This window comes from Candidatus Thiothrix phosphatis (genome assembly GCF_035668035.1).
Lineage (GTDB): Bacteria > Pseudomonadota > Gammaproteobacteria > Thiotrichales > Thiotrichaceae > Thiothrix > Thiothrix phosphatis.
In genome coordinates, this window is sequence record NZ_JAYMYJ010000120.1 from 42,093 (window position 1) to 58,308 (window position 16,216).

At 55.1% G+C, this 16,216-nt stretch carries 16 protein-coding genes; 3 read left to right on the forward strand and 13 right to left on the reverse strand.

The features are described from left to right. The coding region (locus VSS37_RS13695; protein WP_324696113.1) for a hybrid sensor histidine kinase/response regulator at nt 1–2,565 on the forward strand (2,565 nt) is incomplete at its 5' end. After that, complete coding sequence (locus VSS37_RS13700) at nt 2,562–3,059, forward strand: chemotaxis protein CheW (RefSeq protein WP_324696116.1); 498 nt, start codon at nt 2,562–2,564, stop codon at nt 3,057–3,059. The genes VSS37_RS13695 and VSS37_RS13700, both read left to right, overlap by 4 nt. On the opposite strand, the gene VSS37_RS13705 is transcribed toward VSS37_RS13700, so the two are convergent. The 9 genes from VSS37_RS13705 to VSS37_RS13745 all read right to left on the reverse strand — a co-directional run bounded on the left by VSS37_RS13705 (nt 3,051) and on the right by VSS37_RS13745 (nt 11,908). Beyond that, nucleotides 3,051–3,440: a hypothetical protein gene (locus tag VSS37_RS13705; protein WP_324696117.1), complete on the reverse strand. Its 390-nt coding sequence runs from the start codon at nt 3,438–3,440 to the stop codon at nt 3,051–3,053. The two genes, VSS37_RS13700 and VSS37_RS13705, sit on opposite strands and share 9 nt — an antisense overlap. 64 nt (nt 3,441–3,504) lie before the next feature. Beyond that, nucleotides 3,505–4,368, reverse strand: a complete 864-nt coding sequence (locus VSS37_RS13710) for a symmetrical bis(5'-nucleosyl)-tetraphosphatase (RefSeq protein WP_324696119.1) — start codon at nt 4,366–4,368, stop codon at nt 3,505–3,507. A 94-nt stretch (nt 4,369–4,462) separates the two neighbouring features. Then, the gene (locus tag VSS37_RS13715; RefSeq protein ID WP_324696121.1) at nt 4,463–5,230 is read right to left on the reverse strand and encodes an SPOR domain-containing protein; all 768 of its coding nucleotides are present in this window, start codon (nt 5,228–5,230) and stop codon (nt 4,463–4,465) included. An 88-nt stretch (nt 5,231–5,318) separates the two neighbouring features. Then, the gene (locus VSS37_RS13720) at nt 5,319–7,358 is read right to left on the reverse strand and encodes a primosomal protein N' (RefSeq protein ID WP_324696123.1); all 2,040 of its coding nucleotides are present in this window, start codon (nt 7,356–7,358) and stop codon (nt 5,319–5,321) included. A 371-nt stretch (nt 7,359–7,729) separates the two neighbouring features. Next, the gene (locus tag VSS37_RS13725) at nt 7,730–9,106 is read right to left on the reverse strand and encodes an NAD(P)(+) transhydrogenase (Re/Si-specific) subunit beta (RefSeq protein WP_324696126.1); all 1,377 of its coding nucleotides are present in this window, start codon (nt 9,104–9,106) and stop codon (nt 7,730–7,732) included. 3 nt (nt 9,107–9,109) lie between these two features. After that, on the reverse strand, nt 9,110–9,397 hold the full coding sequence (locus tag VSS37_RS13730) for an NAD(P) transhydrogenase subunit alpha part 2 (protein WP_445971491.1): 288 nt from the start codon (nt 9,395–9,397) through the stop codon (nt 9,110–9,112). Then, the gene (locus VSS37_RS13735; protein WP_324696127.1) at nt 9,397–10,527 is read right to left on the reverse strand and encodes an NAD(P) transhydrogenase subunit alpha; all 1,131 of its coding nucleotides are present in this window, start codon (nt 10,525–10,527) and stop codon (nt 9,397–9,399) included. Before VSS37_RS13735 ends, VSS37_RS13730 begins: the two co-directional genes overlap by 1 nt. 200 nt (nt 10,528–10,727) lie before the next feature. Then, complete coding sequence (locus tag VSS37_RS13740; protein WP_324696128.1) at nt 10,728–11,321, reverse strand: OmpA family protein; 594 nt, start codon at nt 11,319–11,321, stop codon at nt 10,728–10,730. Nucleotides 11,322–11,584: 263 nt separating this feature from the next. Next, nucleotides 11,585–11,908, reverse strand: a complete 324-nt coding sequence (locus VSS37_RS13745) for a hypothetical protein (protein ID WP_324696129.1) — start codon at nt 11,906–11,908, stop codon at nt 11,585–11,587. 153 nt (nt 11,909–12,061) lie between these two features. On the opposite strand from VSS37_RS13745, the gene mazG reads away from it, so the two are divergent. Then, the gene (gene mazG, locus VSS37_RS13750; RefSeq protein WP_324696130.1) at nt 12,062–12,868 is read left to right on the forward strand and encodes a nucleoside triphosphate pyrophosphohydrolase; all 807 of its coding nucleotides are present in this window, start codon (nt 12,062–12,064) and stop codon (nt 12,866–12,868) included. 58 nt (nt 12,869–12,926) lie between these two features. Here mazG and VSS37_RS13755 read toward each other — a convergent pair whose 3' ends face one another. The 4 genes from VSS37_RS13755 to VSS37_RS13770 form a co-directional block, all read right to left on the reverse strand. Next, a complete protein-coding gene (locus VSS37_RS13755; RefSeq protein WP_324696131.1) occupies nt 12,927–13,301 on the reverse strand; it encodes a PH domain-containing protein in 375 nt (124 codons plus the stop codon). Between the two features lie 848 nt (nt 13,302–14,149). Further along, the gene (gene ruvA / locus VSS37_RS13760; RefSeq protein WP_324696133.1) at nt 14,150–14,749 is read right to left on the reverse strand and encodes a Holliday junction branch migration protein RuvA; all 600 of its coding nucleotides are present in this window, start codon (nt 14,747–14,749) and stop codon (nt 14,150–14,152) included. A 5-nt stretch (nt 14,750–14,754) separates the two neighbouring features. Continuing rightward, nucleotides 14,755–15,303, reverse strand: a complete 549-nt coding sequence (ruvC, locus tag VSS37_RS13765; protein ID WP_445971492.1) for a crossover junction endodeoxyribonuclease RuvC — start codon at nt 15,301–15,303, stop codon at nt 14,755–14,757. After that, nucleotides 15,263–16,012 carry a YebC/PmpR family DNA-binding transcriptional regulator gene (locus tag VSS37_RS13770; protein WP_324696135.1) on the reverse strand — a complete coding sequence of 250 codons (750 nt, stop codon included), beginning with the start codon at nt 16,010–16,012 and terminating at the stop codon, nt 15,263–15,265. Before VSS37_RS13770 ends, ruvC begins: the two co-directional genes overlap by 41 nt. Nucleotides 16,013–16,216: the final 204 nt, after the last annotated feature.

Below are 16,216 nucleotides of genomic sequence, written 5' to 3' on the forward strand. Positions count from 1 at the left end.
GAGCCAGAGCCAGAGCCAGAGCCAGAGCCAGAGCCAGAGCCAGAGCCAGAGCCAGTGGAGGCTATTGAAGCGGATGATGAATCGCGCTTGATCTGGCAACTGTTCTGGGAAGAAGCGCCTGAGCAACTGCAATCCCTGGATATGAACCTACAACGCTTGCGCGATAACCCAGGTGAACTGGAAATTATCCGTGAGTTGGAACGCGAATTTCACACCCTTAAAGGTGGCGCGCGGATGGCGCGTCTGACCTCCCTGGCGGATATTAGCCATGAGGCGGAAAATCTGCTTTGTGGATTGGCTGGAGCCAGGCAGGCAGTCGGCTCTGGCGATATTGAGCGTTTACAGCAAGCGGTTGATCAGCTGAATACATTGGCGGATGGTTACCAGCAGCATGCTGGGCCCGTTTCCACCGTTGTGACGCCTGCGGTTGAGGAAACCCCAGCGGTTCACGCGCCGCCACAGGAAGCCGATAAGGTTGCTACAGGCGTGGAAGCGCCTATTTCAATCACGGATATTTGGGCCCGGCAGCGTGCTGAACATGCCGAATCTGGCAGTATGCTGGAACGGTTGCTGATAGAACAGGCGGAAAGCCTGCCGGATCTTGCTGTGCTTGACAGCGCTGCCCGCCCGGCGGCGTTGGCTGCTGATCTGGAGGCGGGGGAATCCGCCAATTCCACCAGCCAAGGCAATCATGAAACCATCCGCCTGCCAGCCGTTTTTGTGGATGGCCTGATTGACCGGGCTGTTGAACTCAATGTGCAGCAGGTGCGGATGTCTGAACATTTCAGCGGCATGAGCATGGATGTGGATGAGCTGGTGCGCACCGTTGCCCGTCTGCGCCAACAAATTCGTGCGTTGGAAGTTGAGAGTGAAGCCCAGATTCATGATGGGCGCAGCAAACGGGCGGCTGGGCGGGCCATTGAGGATGGTTTTGACCCCTTGGAAATGGACCAATACGCCGAAATTCAGCGAATTTCCCGTTCACTGGCGGAAAGCCTGAATGATTTGGTGAATCTGGAGGCCGACTTGGCCACCCAAGTGCGCAAAGGCGAGCAATTGCTGCAAGTGGACATGCGCACCACCCGCAAATTGCAACAGGAATTGCTCAACACCCGTTTGGTGGCGGTGACGATGTTGGTGCCACGGTTACGGCGCCTGACCCGGCAGGTGGCGGGCGAGTTGGGCAAGGAGGCGACGCTGGAGGTTCAGGGCGAGGATTGCGAATTGGACCGCAATTTACTGCAACATATGACCGCCCCGCTGGAGCATTTGATCCGCAATTCCCTTGCCCATGGTATTGAAACACCTGAACAGCGCACACAACAAGGCAAACCACGGGCTGGCAGGATTATCCTGGGCGTAAGCCGGGATGACTCCGAAATCGTGTTCCGTTTCCGTGATGACGGGCGTGGTCTTGACCGGCAGCGCTTGCATGAACGCGCCGTCGCCATGGGCCTTATCAGTACAGACCAATCATTGCCTGAGACGGAATTGGACCGGCTGATCCTGCGCCCGGGATTTTCCACTGCCCAAACGGTCGATCAGATCGCCGGGCGCGGCATTGGCATGGATGTGGTGCATTCGGAGCTGAAGGCGTTGGGCGGGAGCTTGCAGATTGAGTCCAAGCCGAATGAGGGGGTGGAATTCATCATGCGCCTGCCGTTTACGCTGGTCGTGAATCCGGTGCTGTTGGCGGAATTGCAAGGCCAGGTGTACGCCTTGCCAATTGCCGGTGTGCAAGGGTTGGCGCGCCTGACCGGTCAGCAAATTCAGGAAGCTTTGCAGGCGGAAGGGGCGAGCGTGGAGTTTGCGGGCCAGCATTACCTGTTGCGCCAATTGGCGGACTGGCTGGGGGCTTCAAGAGGGGAGCAGCTTTTCCAAGCGGAGGAGCGCTTTCCGGTCGTATTCGTCCTGACGCAAGGGCAGGCGGTCGCTTGGGTGATTGACCGCATCCGGGGCAGGCGGGAAGTTGTTTTGCAGCCGTTGGGGAGTTTGTTCAAGAACTGCCGGTTGTATTCAGCAGCGACGGTTGCGCCCGACGGCAGCGTCTTTTTGGTGCCGGATATGGCCGAGCTGGCGCAGTTGGCCTTTGCCGGACGGGGAGAGGCGAAAGATGCAGTGGCGGCGGAAGCCAGGCCAGAGACACCCGCCGGGCCGCCGCGCGTGCTGGTGGTGGATGATTCGATCACGGTGCGGCGGGTGACGGAAAAATTCCTCAATAGCCGTGAGTATCATGTCATGGCGGCGAAAGATGGCATGGAAGCGCTGGAGCGGATGGATGAGTTCCAGCCGGATGTGGTGTTGCTGGATATTGAAATGCCGCGTATGGATGGCTTTGAATTGCTTGGGCATTTGCGGCGCGATCCGCAATGGGCGCAATTGCCGGTGATCATGATCAGTTCCCGCACTGCCCATAAGCACCGTGAGCACGCCGGGTCATTGGGTGCCACCGGCTTCCTTGGCAAGCCCTACCAGAACGAAGTGCTGCTGAACGCTATCCAGGAAGTGCTGGCGACCGGCCATGAACCCGATAATTCACATGTGTGGGAGGATGTGACCGCATGAAACCCCGTTATGAACCCGCCATCAAATGCCTGATTGTCCGGCTGTATAAAGGTAGTGTGATCCTGCCCCTTAATTTGATGGCGGAATTGGTGGCTGGCAGTGAGCTGGCACCTTCCATGCATCCTGGTGTGGAGGGCTGGCTCCACTGGCGCAACCGGCAAATTCCAGTGGTGTCGCTGGAGTCCTTGTGCATGGAGGAAGAGGCAGGCGAGTCGGATGAAGGCAAGTGCCTGATCCTGCATACAGTGTCGGCTGTGCCTGGGCTGCCGTTTGTGGCTTTGCGGGTGCAAGGCGGGTTGAACACGCTGGAGATTCTGCCTGACACCTTGCGCGATGACCATGGCGGAAATGTGCAGCGTTGCCCGTATGTCGCCCGTCAGGTGCGGGCTTCGCACCTGCTGTGCTTCATTCCGGATTTGCCAGCGATTGAGGCAGCGGTGGCGGAAGTGTTGCAGTTGACAGTGGAGCAGCAGGCGCTGGCAATTTCAGAGTAACACCAGCGCCAGCAACACAACCAACACAAAACTCATGGCGATGGCGGTGTGGACATGGTTATGCGCAGATAGCTGATCCATGAAGACGCTTTTTTCCGCAATATTGCGCATCAGTTCCATCCGGGTCTGCACATTCAAGGTTTCGGGTTTTTCAAAATTGGCTTGGCCGCCTTTCAGGTTGATCAGCGGGATCAGCATGTTGATGTTGAGGTGCGCCTGAATGGCGTCTTGGGTGGGGCTGTCGTAGTTGACCAGCCACGGTGCAGCGTATTCGAAGGCTTCCTTGACGAAGTTTTCACGCATCTGCTGCTGGCTGGTTTTCAGGATTGAACGGTTGTTTTCAAGCGCTTTTTCCAGGTCTTCCAGCGGCATCATCGGCATGGGAGCGCTTGTGTGTACATAATAATCCCTGTCTCGCACCGTCACCTTGATGGTGCCTGCATAATTACCCGGAAGGACTGTTTCTTTCTTCTCGCCCATAGTCGTCACATTCAATACAGATCAGTTGTTGGTTGTTGTTGCTATCGATTCTGATGGCGCTGAGTTGGCTGCCCCATACACAGCCGGTATCCAGCGCAATGACTTGATTTGTATGATAATAGCCCAATGTGGACCAATGTCCAAATAGGGTGGTCAAACTTAAATCACATCGGGTTGGATATTGGAACCACGGAATAAGTTCCCCAGATACGATTGCAGGGTTTTTGTCCGTGGCGGGATCGCCTTTGGCCTGGAAATCCAGGCTGCCGTCAACACGGCAATAGCGCATCCGGGTAAAGGCGTTGAGGATGTAACGGTGGCGGTCGTGCTTTGGAAGGTCAGGGCTCCAGCGATCCGGCTGGTCGCCGTAAACCTTGCCGAGCCAGTCTGCAACTGTGGGGCTGCGGAGTTCCTGTTCGACTTCGCGGGCGCAGGTTTGCGCAGTCGCCAGATCCCATTGGGGAGGAATGCCTGCATGACTGAGCGCATAGCCGAGGGCGTTGTCAACATGCAGCACAGGCCGCTGACTCAGCCATTGGATCAGTTCCGGGTAGTCCGGCGCATCCAACAGGGTGCGGAGGCTTTTGTGCGGTTTGCGCAAGCCGTGAAAAACAGCGAGCAAGCTGATGTCATGATTGCCCAGCACGCAGATGGCGGCGTCGCGTAGGGAGCGCACGAAACGCAACGTCTCCAGGGATTGTCTGCCACGGTTGACCAGATCGCCTGTCAGCCACAGTGTGTCTTTGAACGGGTCGAAATGGAGCTTGTCCAGCAGGCGCATAAAGGGATCATAACAGCCTTGTAAATCACCAATTGCGTAAATCGCCATAAGTAGTTCCCACAATAATAAAAAGGCACCATCAGGTGCCTGTCAAAGGATCGGTTCCATCAATCAGGTGGCCATCACCCGCCGGAGGCAATGATTACATACGCACGGCCATTGGGCTAATCCCCATTCCGGATAGGGTGTGCCGCCATTTTTGCAGCATATCCGGTGAAGAACTGGGGCCGAGGCGCACCCGGAACCAGACTGCGCCATTAATGCTGGCTTGTTCGACACGGGTGTTAAGGCCATTCCGTTTCAGACGGTTCTGCATATCGGTGGCTTGCTGGGCGGTTTTGTAGGAGCCGATTTGGAAACCATTAAAACCGGTTGGTACCGCCGTCGCCGCTGGTGGCGTTTCAGCTTTTTTGCTGTTTCCCTTGCCGGTTTCCTCTACGGTTTTTTTGTCCTGATCCTTTTTCGCCTGATCTTTTTTGGCTGCATCAGGGGCTTCCGTCTTGTCTTTTTTCTTGTCGGTGGCTGGCTTTGCGACAGCTTGCTGTTCAGCTTGAGCCGAAAGCGGCACGGCTATTTCCAGCTGCGGCAACACTGCATGGTAGCTGAAACCGGGTATTTCTTCATCAGGTGATTCATTGGCTGGAGCCGACACATCTTGCATGCTGGCATTTTGCGGTTGTTGCGTCACGGCAGGGGATTCGGTGCTGCCATCAGCGGCATGCATGTCTGTGCCAGTGGTGCTTGACGCTGTTGTGGCGGCAATTGGGGTAGGGATGCTGCCTTTGTTGGCAAGCGCGTACATGCCTGCGCCGATTAACAAGCCAATGGTGATTCCGCCCGCCATCCAGCCTACGCCGTATTGCCCAAAAGCGTTTTCGGATGCCGTCTGTTTCTTGAAATCTTTGGTCATCGTTGGGGTCTCGCTTGTTGGAGTACACTTGCCAGTATAGCAAAACTCCAAGTATTAATGATTTATGTGGGTATTTTTCAAGTAAAATCTAGCTCAACTCAATCGGGTCGACATCAATGGACCAGCGGATGCCGGAGCGTCCCGGTAGGCTGTGTTCCTGCCGCAACAGTTGACGCAGCGCAAGATGCAGTTGCGCCCGTTGTTCACTGCCTAACAATAATTGGGCGCGGTAGCGGTTGGCGCGTTTTTCTACTGGTGCAGGTATTGGCCCTAGCCGTTGCACGCCTGTCATTTCAGCCGAGGCCAGTAGTTGGCTGATGTGTTCCAGGAATTTCAAGGCTTTCTCCATACTGGCGGTGCTGCTGGCGCGGAGCAACGCTTGATGGCCGAACGGGGGGAAACGCCAGCGTTTGCGGTCTTCCAGCAATTGCTTGGCAAAGGGCGTGTAGCCATGCCCTACCAATTGGCGCAGCAAGGGGTTGTCGGGCTGGGTGGTTTGCAGGATGACCCTGCCTGGTTTTTCCGCCCGTCCGGCGCGGCCTGCCACCTGCACCAGCAATTGGCCGAGGCGCTCCAAGGCGCGGTAGTCGGTACTGAGCAGTGATTGGTCAATGTCGAGGATCACGACCAAGGTCAGATTGGGAAAATCATGGCCTTTAGCCAGCATTTGGGTGCCAACCAGTATCAGGGGTTCATTGCTGCGCACGGTGGCAAGTTTGCCTTCAAGTTCCCCTTTACGGCTGGTGCTGTCCCGGTCGATACGCACCACTGGAAATTCCGGGAAACTGGACTGGAGGCTCAGTTCCAGCCGTTCGGTGCCTTGCCCTTGCGTGGTGAGCCCTGGATGGCGGCAGGTAGGGCATTGTGTCGGCGTGGCTTGTTCTGCGCCGCAGTGGTGGCAAACCAGACGGTTGCGGCGGGCGTGCCAGGTAAGGTTGACGCTGCAATGGTTGCAGACGGCTTGCCAGCCGCAAGCGGGGCAATACAGCGCCGGGGCAAAGCCACGCCGGTTGAGGAACACCATCGCTTGCTCGCCGCGCGCCAGGGTCTGGTGGATGGCTTGCAAACTGGTGGGGGTCAGGCCCGCTTGCAGCTCGAATGGGCGCGTGTCCTGAATTTGCAGGGTAGGTGTGAGCGTTGGGCCGGGGCGTTGGCCAAGGTGGATATAATGGAAGCGGCCGCTTTGCGCGTTGTGCAGCGACTCCAGCGAGGGGGTGGCACTGCCCAAGACAACGGGAATATTGAGCATTTGCGCCCGTTTGATGGCGAGGTCACGGGCATGGTAACGGAAGCCTTCTTGCTGCTTGAGGGAGGCGTCGTGCTCCTCATCAATGACGATCAGCGCCAGATTTGGTGCGGGTGTAAAGATGGCTGACCGTGTGCCGATAATGATTTGCGCCTGCCCGTTGCGCGCTTGCAGCCAAGCCTTGAGGCGTTCGCCATCGCTGAGGCCGGAGTGCAGGCAGGCAAGCGGGATAGCGCCGAAATACCGTTGGAAGCGCAGCAGCAACTGGGGTGTCAGGCCGATTTCCGGCACGATCACCAGCGCCTGTTTTCCGGCGGCCAGCAACGGGGCGATCAGGCGCAGGTAAATTTCTGTTTTGCCGCTGCCGGTAATGCCATGCAAGAGGGTCGGGGGCGGTTTAGGGGTGAGGTTCCATTGCTGGATGCTGTGCAGGCAGTGCTGTTGTTCCTGGGTGAGGGAAAAGCCATCGCCCGGTATGGCTTGCCCCGCGCTGGCGGTTGCTGTGGTCGGCGGAAGCAACAGTTTCTGCGCCCGTGCGGACAAGGGTTTGGGTTTGCGCAGGGCGGCGGGCAATGTGCTGAAAATGACTTCGCCAATCGGGTGGTGGTAATAACGGGCGGCCCATTGCTGCAATTCCAACAGATGTGGGTCTGGCAATGGCAATGGGTCGAGGATTTCCGTCACAGGTTTGAGTTCGAATTCAGTCCCTGATACGGGCGTTTGTTCCGTGTGGATGACCAAGCCGACCGTTTGTTGCTTTCCTAGTGGGGCCAGTACGCGCGCACCTGCCAGGGGTTGCTGCTCTTCGGGGATGATGTAGCTGAGGAGGGTGTGCAATGGGCGCGGGACTGCAATTTGCGCGATACGGGGGATCTGGCTCATGCGGCAAGTGTAGCGGAATTTCCGATGGGGGGCGCATGCGTTTTGAGGGGCAAAGTTACAGCAGTTTTGTAAAAAACTTAACAAATCCTTGCTACATATACAGAAATTTCAGTTATGCACAGAACCTGTGGATAACTCTGTGGAAGAATGGCCTTCAGCCGCTTGTAAGCCTTGTCCAGCAAGCACTTTTACGCTTTGACTAAAAAATAATCAATTCAATCTATTTCTTTAAAATCAATAAGATAATTATTGGTTGCCCATTTACGCTGACGCAGCATAAGTGGAATATGAAGGTAAAGTTATGGTGTGGAAAACTCACAAAAAAGCCCGGAAAAGTCCGGGCTTTTTCAGCGATTGTCAAGACTTGACGTTCATAATTCCTTAATATCGGTGATTAACGCATTGGCGACCGCTTGCCCGTCACCGTACAGCATCCGGCAGTTGTCGGCGAAGAACAGATGGTTCTCAATGCCGGAGAAGCCAGCCCCCTGCCCGCGTTTCACGACAATGACGTTTTTGGCGTAATCAGCGTTGAGGATCGGCATGCCGTAAATCGGGCTGCTCGGGTCTGTGCGCGCCACAGGGTTCACCACGTCGTTGGCGCCAATCACCAGCGCCACATCGGCGGTCTTGAACTCTTCATTGATCTCATCCAGGTCGTAGATGATGTCATACGGCACGCCCGCTTCCGCCAGCAGCACGTTCATGTGGCCTGGCATGCGCCCCGCCACCGGGTGGATGGCGAATTTGACGGTGACGCCACGTTCCTGCAACAGTTTGGTCATTTCCCAGATTTTGTGCTGGGCTTGGGCGACCGCCATGCCATAGCCGGGGATAATGATGACCTTTTCGGAAAACGCCATCATGATGGCGGCGTCAGGCGCTTCGATCGGCTTCATGCTGCCGGTGACCGCCAAGGCTTCGCCGCCGCCTTCACCAAAGTTGCTGAACAGCACATTGGATATAGGCCGGTTCATGGCCTTCGCCATCAGTTGGGTCAGCAGCGTACCGGCGGAGCCGACCACGATGCCAGCGATCATCATCGCAGGGTTTTCCAGCACGAAGCCTTCAAAACCGACCGCAAGGCCGGTGAAGGCGTTGTACAGGGAAATGACCACCGGCATGTCCGCGCCACCGATTGGCAATGTCATCATCACCCCGAAAACCAGTGCCAGCGCAAAGAACAGGAACAGGATGAACATGCCGTAGTCGGTGCCGCTGGTGGCGATGCCCAAACCCATCCACGCCACGACCGCGAACAGGATGCCGTTATAGATCTGCTGGTTCTTGAAGCGCATGGCGTTGCGCAATTGTTTGATGCCTTGCAGCTTGCCAAACGCGATCAGGGAGCCGGAGAAGGCGATGGAACCGATCAGCGCGCCGAAAATGGCCAGCAATTGCACCAGCGGCTCCATTGGCTCGCGTTTGATCAGCTCGACTGCGGCGATGGCCGCCGCCGCGCCGCCACCCATGCCGTTATAGAGCGCGATCATTTGCGGCATATCTGTCATGGCAACGGTTTTGCCAGTTTTCCAGGCAATGCCGCCGCCCACCGCAATGCCGATGAGGATCAGCAGGTAATTGCTGTTGATCTGCGGATGGGCGAAGGTGATCAGGGTGGCCAGCACCATGCCTACGCCTGCCCAGATAATGCCGCGCCGCGCCGTAACCGGCGAGGACATTTGCTTCAGGCCGATAATGAACAGCACTGCCGCCGCAAAGTAAAAGATTTCCACAAACAGGTTCATGGCTTATTTTTCTCCCTTGCTGCTTTTGAACATTTCCAGCATCCGTTCGGTGACGACATAGCCGCCAACCGCATTGCCTGCCGCCAGCACCACGGCGATGAAGCCAACCAGTTGTTCCATGGCACCGTGAGCTTGCCCCAGCACCACCATGGCACCGACCAGCACAATGCCGTGGACGAAGTTGGAGCCTGACATCAGCGGTGTGTGCAGGATGACAGGCACCTTGGAAATCACTTCATAGCCGGTGAACGCCGCCAGCATGAAGATGTAAAGCGCGATAAAACCGTCCATTATTTTGCTCCTTCAACCAGTTGGCGGATGGCTGCATTGGTGATTTCGCCTGCGTGGGTCAGCAGCGCCCCTGCAATGACTTCATCCTCGAAATCCGGTTGGTATTGGCCGTCTTTCAACATCGGTGCCAGGAAGTTCAGCAAGTTTTTGGCGTACATTTCGGAAGCATGCGCCGGAACCTGGCTGGGAATGTTCAGTGGCGCATGGATGACCACGTTGTTGTGGACGATGGTGGCTCCCGGCTGGGCCAAGGTGCAGTTGCCGCCGCCTTCCGCCGCCAAGTCAATGATGACGGCACCAGCTTTCATGCCATTGACGGTGGATTCCGGAATGATTTTCGGGGATGGGCGGCCAGGGACTGCGGCTGTCGTGATCAGCACGTCAGCTGTTGCAATGTGTTTCGCCAGTTCATCCTGCTGCTGCTGCTTTTCTTCTGCGGTCAGTTCACGGGCGTAACCGCCTTCGCCTTCCGCCGTAATGCCAAGCTCGATGAATTTTGCGCCGAGGGACTGGACTTGCTCCTTGGTGGCGGAACGCACGTCATAACCCTCCACCACCGCACCCAAGCGGCGGGCGGTGGCGATCGCCTGCAAACCGGCCACGCCTGCGCCGATCACGATGACCTTGGAGGGGCGGATGGTGCCCGCGGCGGTGGTCAGCATGGGGAAGAAGCGGGGTGCCAAATCCGCGCCCATGATGGCGGCCTTGTAACCTGCGACCGCCGCCTGGGAGGACAAAACGTCCATCGCTTGGGCGCGGGAAATGCGTGGGATCAGTTCCATCGCATACGCGGTGATATTGCGGGCTTTGAGCGCCGCCACCCGCTCCGGATATTTATAGGGTTGCAGGGAGCCGATCAGGACGCAGCCTGCTTTCAGCATACTGATTTCAGCTTCGGAAGGGGGTTGGACTTTCAACACAATGTCCGCCTGCTGATACAGTTCGGCAGCTGATGGAACAATGGTTGCGCCTGTAAAGGCGGAATCAGGGATATGTGCAGCACCGCCAGCCCCAGCTTCGATCAGGACTTCCGCCCCCAGTTTGCTGAGTTTGGCGATGACACTGGATTCCATGGCAACCCGGCGCTCACCCTCAGCAGTTTCCTTGGGTACAGCTACTTTGATTGACATATTGTCTGTCTCCAGATGGGTTGTAGAGAATTTTGAGGCGGGAAAAGCGCGACCCGGTCAAAAATAAAAGCTTAGTATTCTAGCCGAATATTAGAAAGGAATGGAACGTCCGTTAATTTGAAAAAAAAGCCGGGCAATGCCCGGCTTTTTCGCTTGAAGGCAGGTGCCTATGTCATGACAGCCTGCTCAAACAGCGCAGATTAGCGGGTACCAGAGGCGGTCACTTCTACGCGGCGGTTGGTGGCGCGGCCAGCTTTGGTGCTGTTGCTGGCAACTGGTTGGGATTCACCACGGCCAGACGCCTGGATCGCAGCAGCAGGCACGCCTTTGCTGACCAAGTAGTCAGCGACTGCGACTGCGCGTTTTTCAGAAAGTTTCTGGTTGTAAGCATCGGAGCCTACGCTGTCAGTGTGGCCTACCACGCCGATGCCAGTGACTTTAGCGCCCGCCAAGCTACCCAGGAACTGATCCAAATTGGCTTTGCCAGCCGGTTTCAGCGTCGCCTTATCGAAGTCGAAGTTGGCGTCGGAATTCAGGGTCATTTGCCTGATCGGGGCAGGTGCCGGAGCTGGAGGCGGAACAGGCGCTGGGGGTGGAGCCGGAGGCGGAGCCGCTTCACAGCCTTCTGGCATGCTGCCGAACTGGGAATTGACGCAAGTTCCTTCTACACTATTTTTGACAGCTTGGCCGTCACTGTTCTGGACATATTTGCCATCTTCTGCATGGGCAGTGGTAATCATCATGCCTGCCATCAAGGCGGCGATGCTGATGCCTGCAACTTTTTTCAGAGTCATTGTGATCTCCTTAAGCCTGGTTATGAGTTTACATTGTTGATTCCGATCCTCCTGCAATCCTGGAATATTGATTCTGTCTGCAGAAGGCCGAGTAATGACTGAGTGTCTTAAATATACAACAACCGACCCGATTATAGGTTAATTTGGTGTTAAGTGCCTATAGTTTGGCAGGATTTTTCTTGGCGAGTGGTGACAGCCCATTGCCCTATGCTTCCCTCAAAGATGCGTCGCCAACAAGAGGCAGATGAGCCGCCGACAGGCCATTATTTTTGATAGCGTTGCATGGTTGCGCGAGAAGCCGGATCCATCTGCACTTTGCCTTTGTAGTTGCCTTTCGCTTTGACTTTTGGCGCTACCAGTACGTGCGCGCGTGGCGTTGGGGCTGGCGCAGGTGCGGCAACAGGGGCGGGAGCCGCCTCACAGCCTTCCGGCATGCTGCCGTACTGGGCTTGCACGCAGGTTTCTTCTACACTGTTTTTGACTGCTTGGCCATCGCTGTTCTGGAGGTATTTGCCATCCACAGCCTGAGCGGTGCTGGCTATCGTCAGGATGGCCATACCGGCACCAATGATTATTTTCAGAGCCATGTTGATCTCCTTCAATGTCTGGTTTTGAATTCAAGAATTGGCATTGTGCTTCACTCTTGAGCGTAGCATTAATACCACAATTGTGTATATTGCACGACAAACGCACAATACGCCACAGGTGAATGCTATGCAAGGGAAAACGGATTAAGTTATATGGCTATCAATGAATTGCTGAAGATTATGGTGCGTTTGCGCGATCCTCAAACAGGTTGTCCATGGGACATCAAGCAGACTTGGCGGAGTATTTTGCCGCACACGCTGGAGGAGGTATATGAAGTGGCGGATGCCGTAGATCGGGATGATGCCGCTGCCTTATGTGATGAATTGGGTGACCTGCTGTTCCAGGTTGTGTTCATGGCACAGATCGCCAGTGAGCAAGGATTATTCAACTTCAACGACGTTGCCCAAGGGATTACGGACAAAATGATCCGGCGGCATCCACATATATTTGGCGACGCTGTGTTTGCCGATGAAGGGGCGCAAAAACAGGCATGGGAAAATATTAAGCAAAATGAACGCTCCACTAAGGCAGATGCGGAGGGTTTTTTTGCTGGCATTCCGGCGGCTATGCCAGCCTTGCGCCGTAGCCAGAAAATCCAGCAACGAGCCGCGCGGGTTGGGTTTGATTGGGAGGATTGGCGGCAAGTCGTCCCTAAAATTTATGAAGAGTTGGAGGAGGTGGCCGATGCAGTGGGCAAGGGCGAACCTTTTGCCCGTATCGAGGAGGAAGTGGGCGATGTGCTGATGGGGGCGACCAATCTGGCGCGCTTGCTGGGGGTCAATGCGGAAAATGCCTTGCGCCTGTCCAACCGCAAGTTTGAACAACGCTTCCAGAGGGTGGAGGCGTTGTTGTTGGCAGAAGGGATTTCCCTGGAGAAAGCCAGCCTGCAACAAATGGAAGTTGCCTGGAATATCGCCAAGCATGAAGAAAAGGGACAAGCGGCGTATAAAGCTGAATGAAAACAATGCCATCAGTGAGTGGCGAAGGTTCTGTCAAGCCTAGGCGAGCCTGTTTCGCTTACATGGTATGATTGCCCAAGATGTTGTTCACTTTCGCAATGTCTGTGCCTTTGATGAATTTGAATTCCATCATTCCAAGGCCCGATGCCCACACCTTGAATTCTGCATCAAGATCAAACGTTCCTGCTGTTTCAACCGAATAGGCAGTGATCTTGGCGTAAGGAAGGCTGAAAATTTCTACCTTCTTGCCTGTTATGCCCTGCACATCAATACTCATAATCCTTTTGCTGGTTAACACGAGACAATCCCTAACGGTTTTATATTCGGCAAGGACAGCCTCCCCATCCAACAACGCCGCTTCGTAGCGTTTGGCATTGGCACCAACCGCTGGTTCTCCAAGAGCGACCAAAATCTTGTTTACAAATGTTGTCATGGTTTCATCTATCAGTTTTATGGATAAAGGATTAAATGACTATTTTTTGTTAGCGTCAAGTTCAATTGTCATTAAAGATCCTAAAGTGGGAGTTGATGGATAAAAGCAAAAATAGACGAGTTATCCTGTTTGTATGAACAGTGGTGGAAGGTTTGCGTGGGTTTTTGACAGGGTGGTGTCCTGAAAGCCTTGATATTCCGTCTATCCGGAAAAATAACGCCCCCGGCGAACGGGGGCAGTCAACACGGGCGAAAGTTATTATTATAAGTTTATTGTTGTTGTTAGCACTTTTCGACGCCCAGCAGTAAGCAATTCCTTACTGTGGTGAGAGTCCTCCCATCATGCAGGAGGACATCATCAGGCGAGCAGCAACTTATTATTGATATTGATGATGGCTGCTTTCCGCCTCTTGGGGCTTGCTGAAACTTGTTGTTACTGTTCCCAACAACTGGACTCCGGATAAAGTCCCCCGCGTTATCCGCAGGGGTCAGAGGAGTCGAGGCATGGTCAGGCGCTTTATTGTTATTGATGCTTATGCCTGCTCTCTGCCTCTTGGGGCTTGCTGGTAAATGCTTTCCTTAACCCTTTCTTGTTTTTTTTGTTGTCCCTTGCAGACCTTCTAGTTCTTGTTTTTTTTGTTTGCCGTCTCAGTCTGCGCCAGAGTTATTGCAACCCCTATGCCAAGCAATCATGGATTGAGATAACTTATTAATTTCATGATTATTATTGTATAATAATATTATTTTATTAAGAATAAGGTAGGCATCTCTTAGTGTCAGAAAGTGACAGGATTGACACTTTGGGCATGACAGGCAGGCGCGAGGTGACAATCTGGCAGTAAAAATGTGCTACTTCAGGCTGGCGCGTAACGCTTGACGGATCATTTCTTCTACAGTCAATCCCTGGTTTTCGTAGGCGGAAACCATTTGGCTGGCTTGTGCAGGTTTGTAGCCAAGCGCAAGCAAAGCATTAATCGCCTCGTCGCTGACAGATACATTAGGTGTGAAAGCTGGAGTGGGCATGTTGGACGTGTCAGCGTCTGCTGTTTTCGGCAAGCGGTCGCGCAGTTCCACAATCAGGCGTTCGGCGGTTTTTTTGCCGACACCGGGAATTCGGCTCAGACGGGTGATGTCGCCAGCATGGATGACTTGGCGAAATTCTGCTGGATTCATGCCGGAGACAATGGCCAGCGCCATCTTGGGGCCAACCCCGTTGACTTTCAGCAAGTGACGGAACAGTTCGCGTTCAGTCTGGGAGCTGAAGCCGAACAGCAGTTGCGCGTCTTCCCGCACCACGAAATGGGTATACAGCGTGACTTCCGCCTGCAATTCCGGTAGGTCGTAAAAAGTGGTCATGGACGCCTGAAGCTCATAGCCGACGCCATTCACATCCAGCATCAAATCCGGCGGTTGTTTGGTCAGCAGTTTGCCGCGCAGTAATCCAATCATGTCAGTTACCGGTTCATCGCTTGGGAAATGCGGTTTTTCAAGTGGCTGGCGTGTGCATGGCACAAGGCGACGGCCAGCGCATCCGCAGTGTCGGCTTGCAGCCGTCCATGCAGCCCGAGCAGGTATTTCACCATGTGCTGGACTTGGGTTTTGTCAGCGCCGCCCTTGCCGACGGTGGCCTGTTTGACTTCCTTGGGGCTGTATTCGGCGACGGGCAGGCCGCAAGTGACGCCCGCGCAAATGGCGGCACCGCGCGCTTGCCCCAGCTTGAGCGCCGAGGCAGCGTTATTGGAGACAAACACACTTTCGATCGCCATTTCGAGTGGCTGATATTGGTGGATGATCTGGGTGATTTCGCTGAAAATGACGCCCAGCCGTTCAGGCAAGGGGGCATCGCCCAAACGCAGGCAGGTGCTGAAAATATGCCGGGTATGCTGCCCATCCGTTTCGACGACCCCAACGCCGGTCTGGCGGGAGCCGGGGTCAATGCCAAGGATGCGGCGCAACGCCACCTTAACCGTGCGCCTCCAAGGCTTCATCGCTGAAATCGGCATTGGTGAAGACTTCCTGCACATCGTCCAAGTCCTCCAGCATGTCGATCATCTTCAGCAGCTTTTCAGCGATGTCATCATCCACCAGCGTGAGGTTGTCGGCGCGCATGGTGATTTCAGCAAGAGCCGGCGTAAACCCGGCGGCGACCAACGCGTCCTTGACAGCGGTGAAGTCTTCCGGCGAGGTGATGATTTCGGCGGAATTGTCATCGTCCATCTGGATGTCGTCCGCGCCAGCCTCAAGTGCCGCTTCCATCAGCTTTTCCTCATCCACGCCAGGGGCAAAGTTCATCACGCCGATTTTCTTGAACTGGAAGGCGACCGAGCCGTTGGTGCCGAGGTTGCCGCCATTTTTGGTGAAAGCGTGGCGCACTTCCCCGACCGTGCGGTTGACGTTGTCGGTCATGGCTTCGACGATCACGGCGATGCCGCCAGGGCCGTAGCCCTCGTAGCGGACTTCATCGTAGTTGTCCGCGCCGGTTTCACCTGAGCCGCGTTTGCATGCCTTTTCAATGGTGTCTTTCGGCATATTGGCGCCCAGTGCCTTGTCCACCGCCAACCGTAGGCGCGGATGGGCGTTGGGGTCGGAAGTTTTGCCCTCTTTCGCCGCCACAGTGATTTCGCGGATCAGTTTAGTCCAGATTTTGCCGCGTTTTTTGTCAACAGCAGCTTTCTTGTGTTTGATGTTTGCCCATTTGCTATGACCAGCCATGTCCAATTCCCGTCGTTGGTCCCGAAAAATGCGGCGTAGTTTAGCATGGAAAAAAACCGCCTGTCCTGAGCTGCATTGGGTGTGCGCCGCATTCCCGCTCCGGATGCGGCATCCGGCTAACGTCACCCTGTGAATAGTCCGGAATAAAAAAATAGACATTATTCCAAAATATTAACTTATTGATTAACAAATAAATTCAATAGT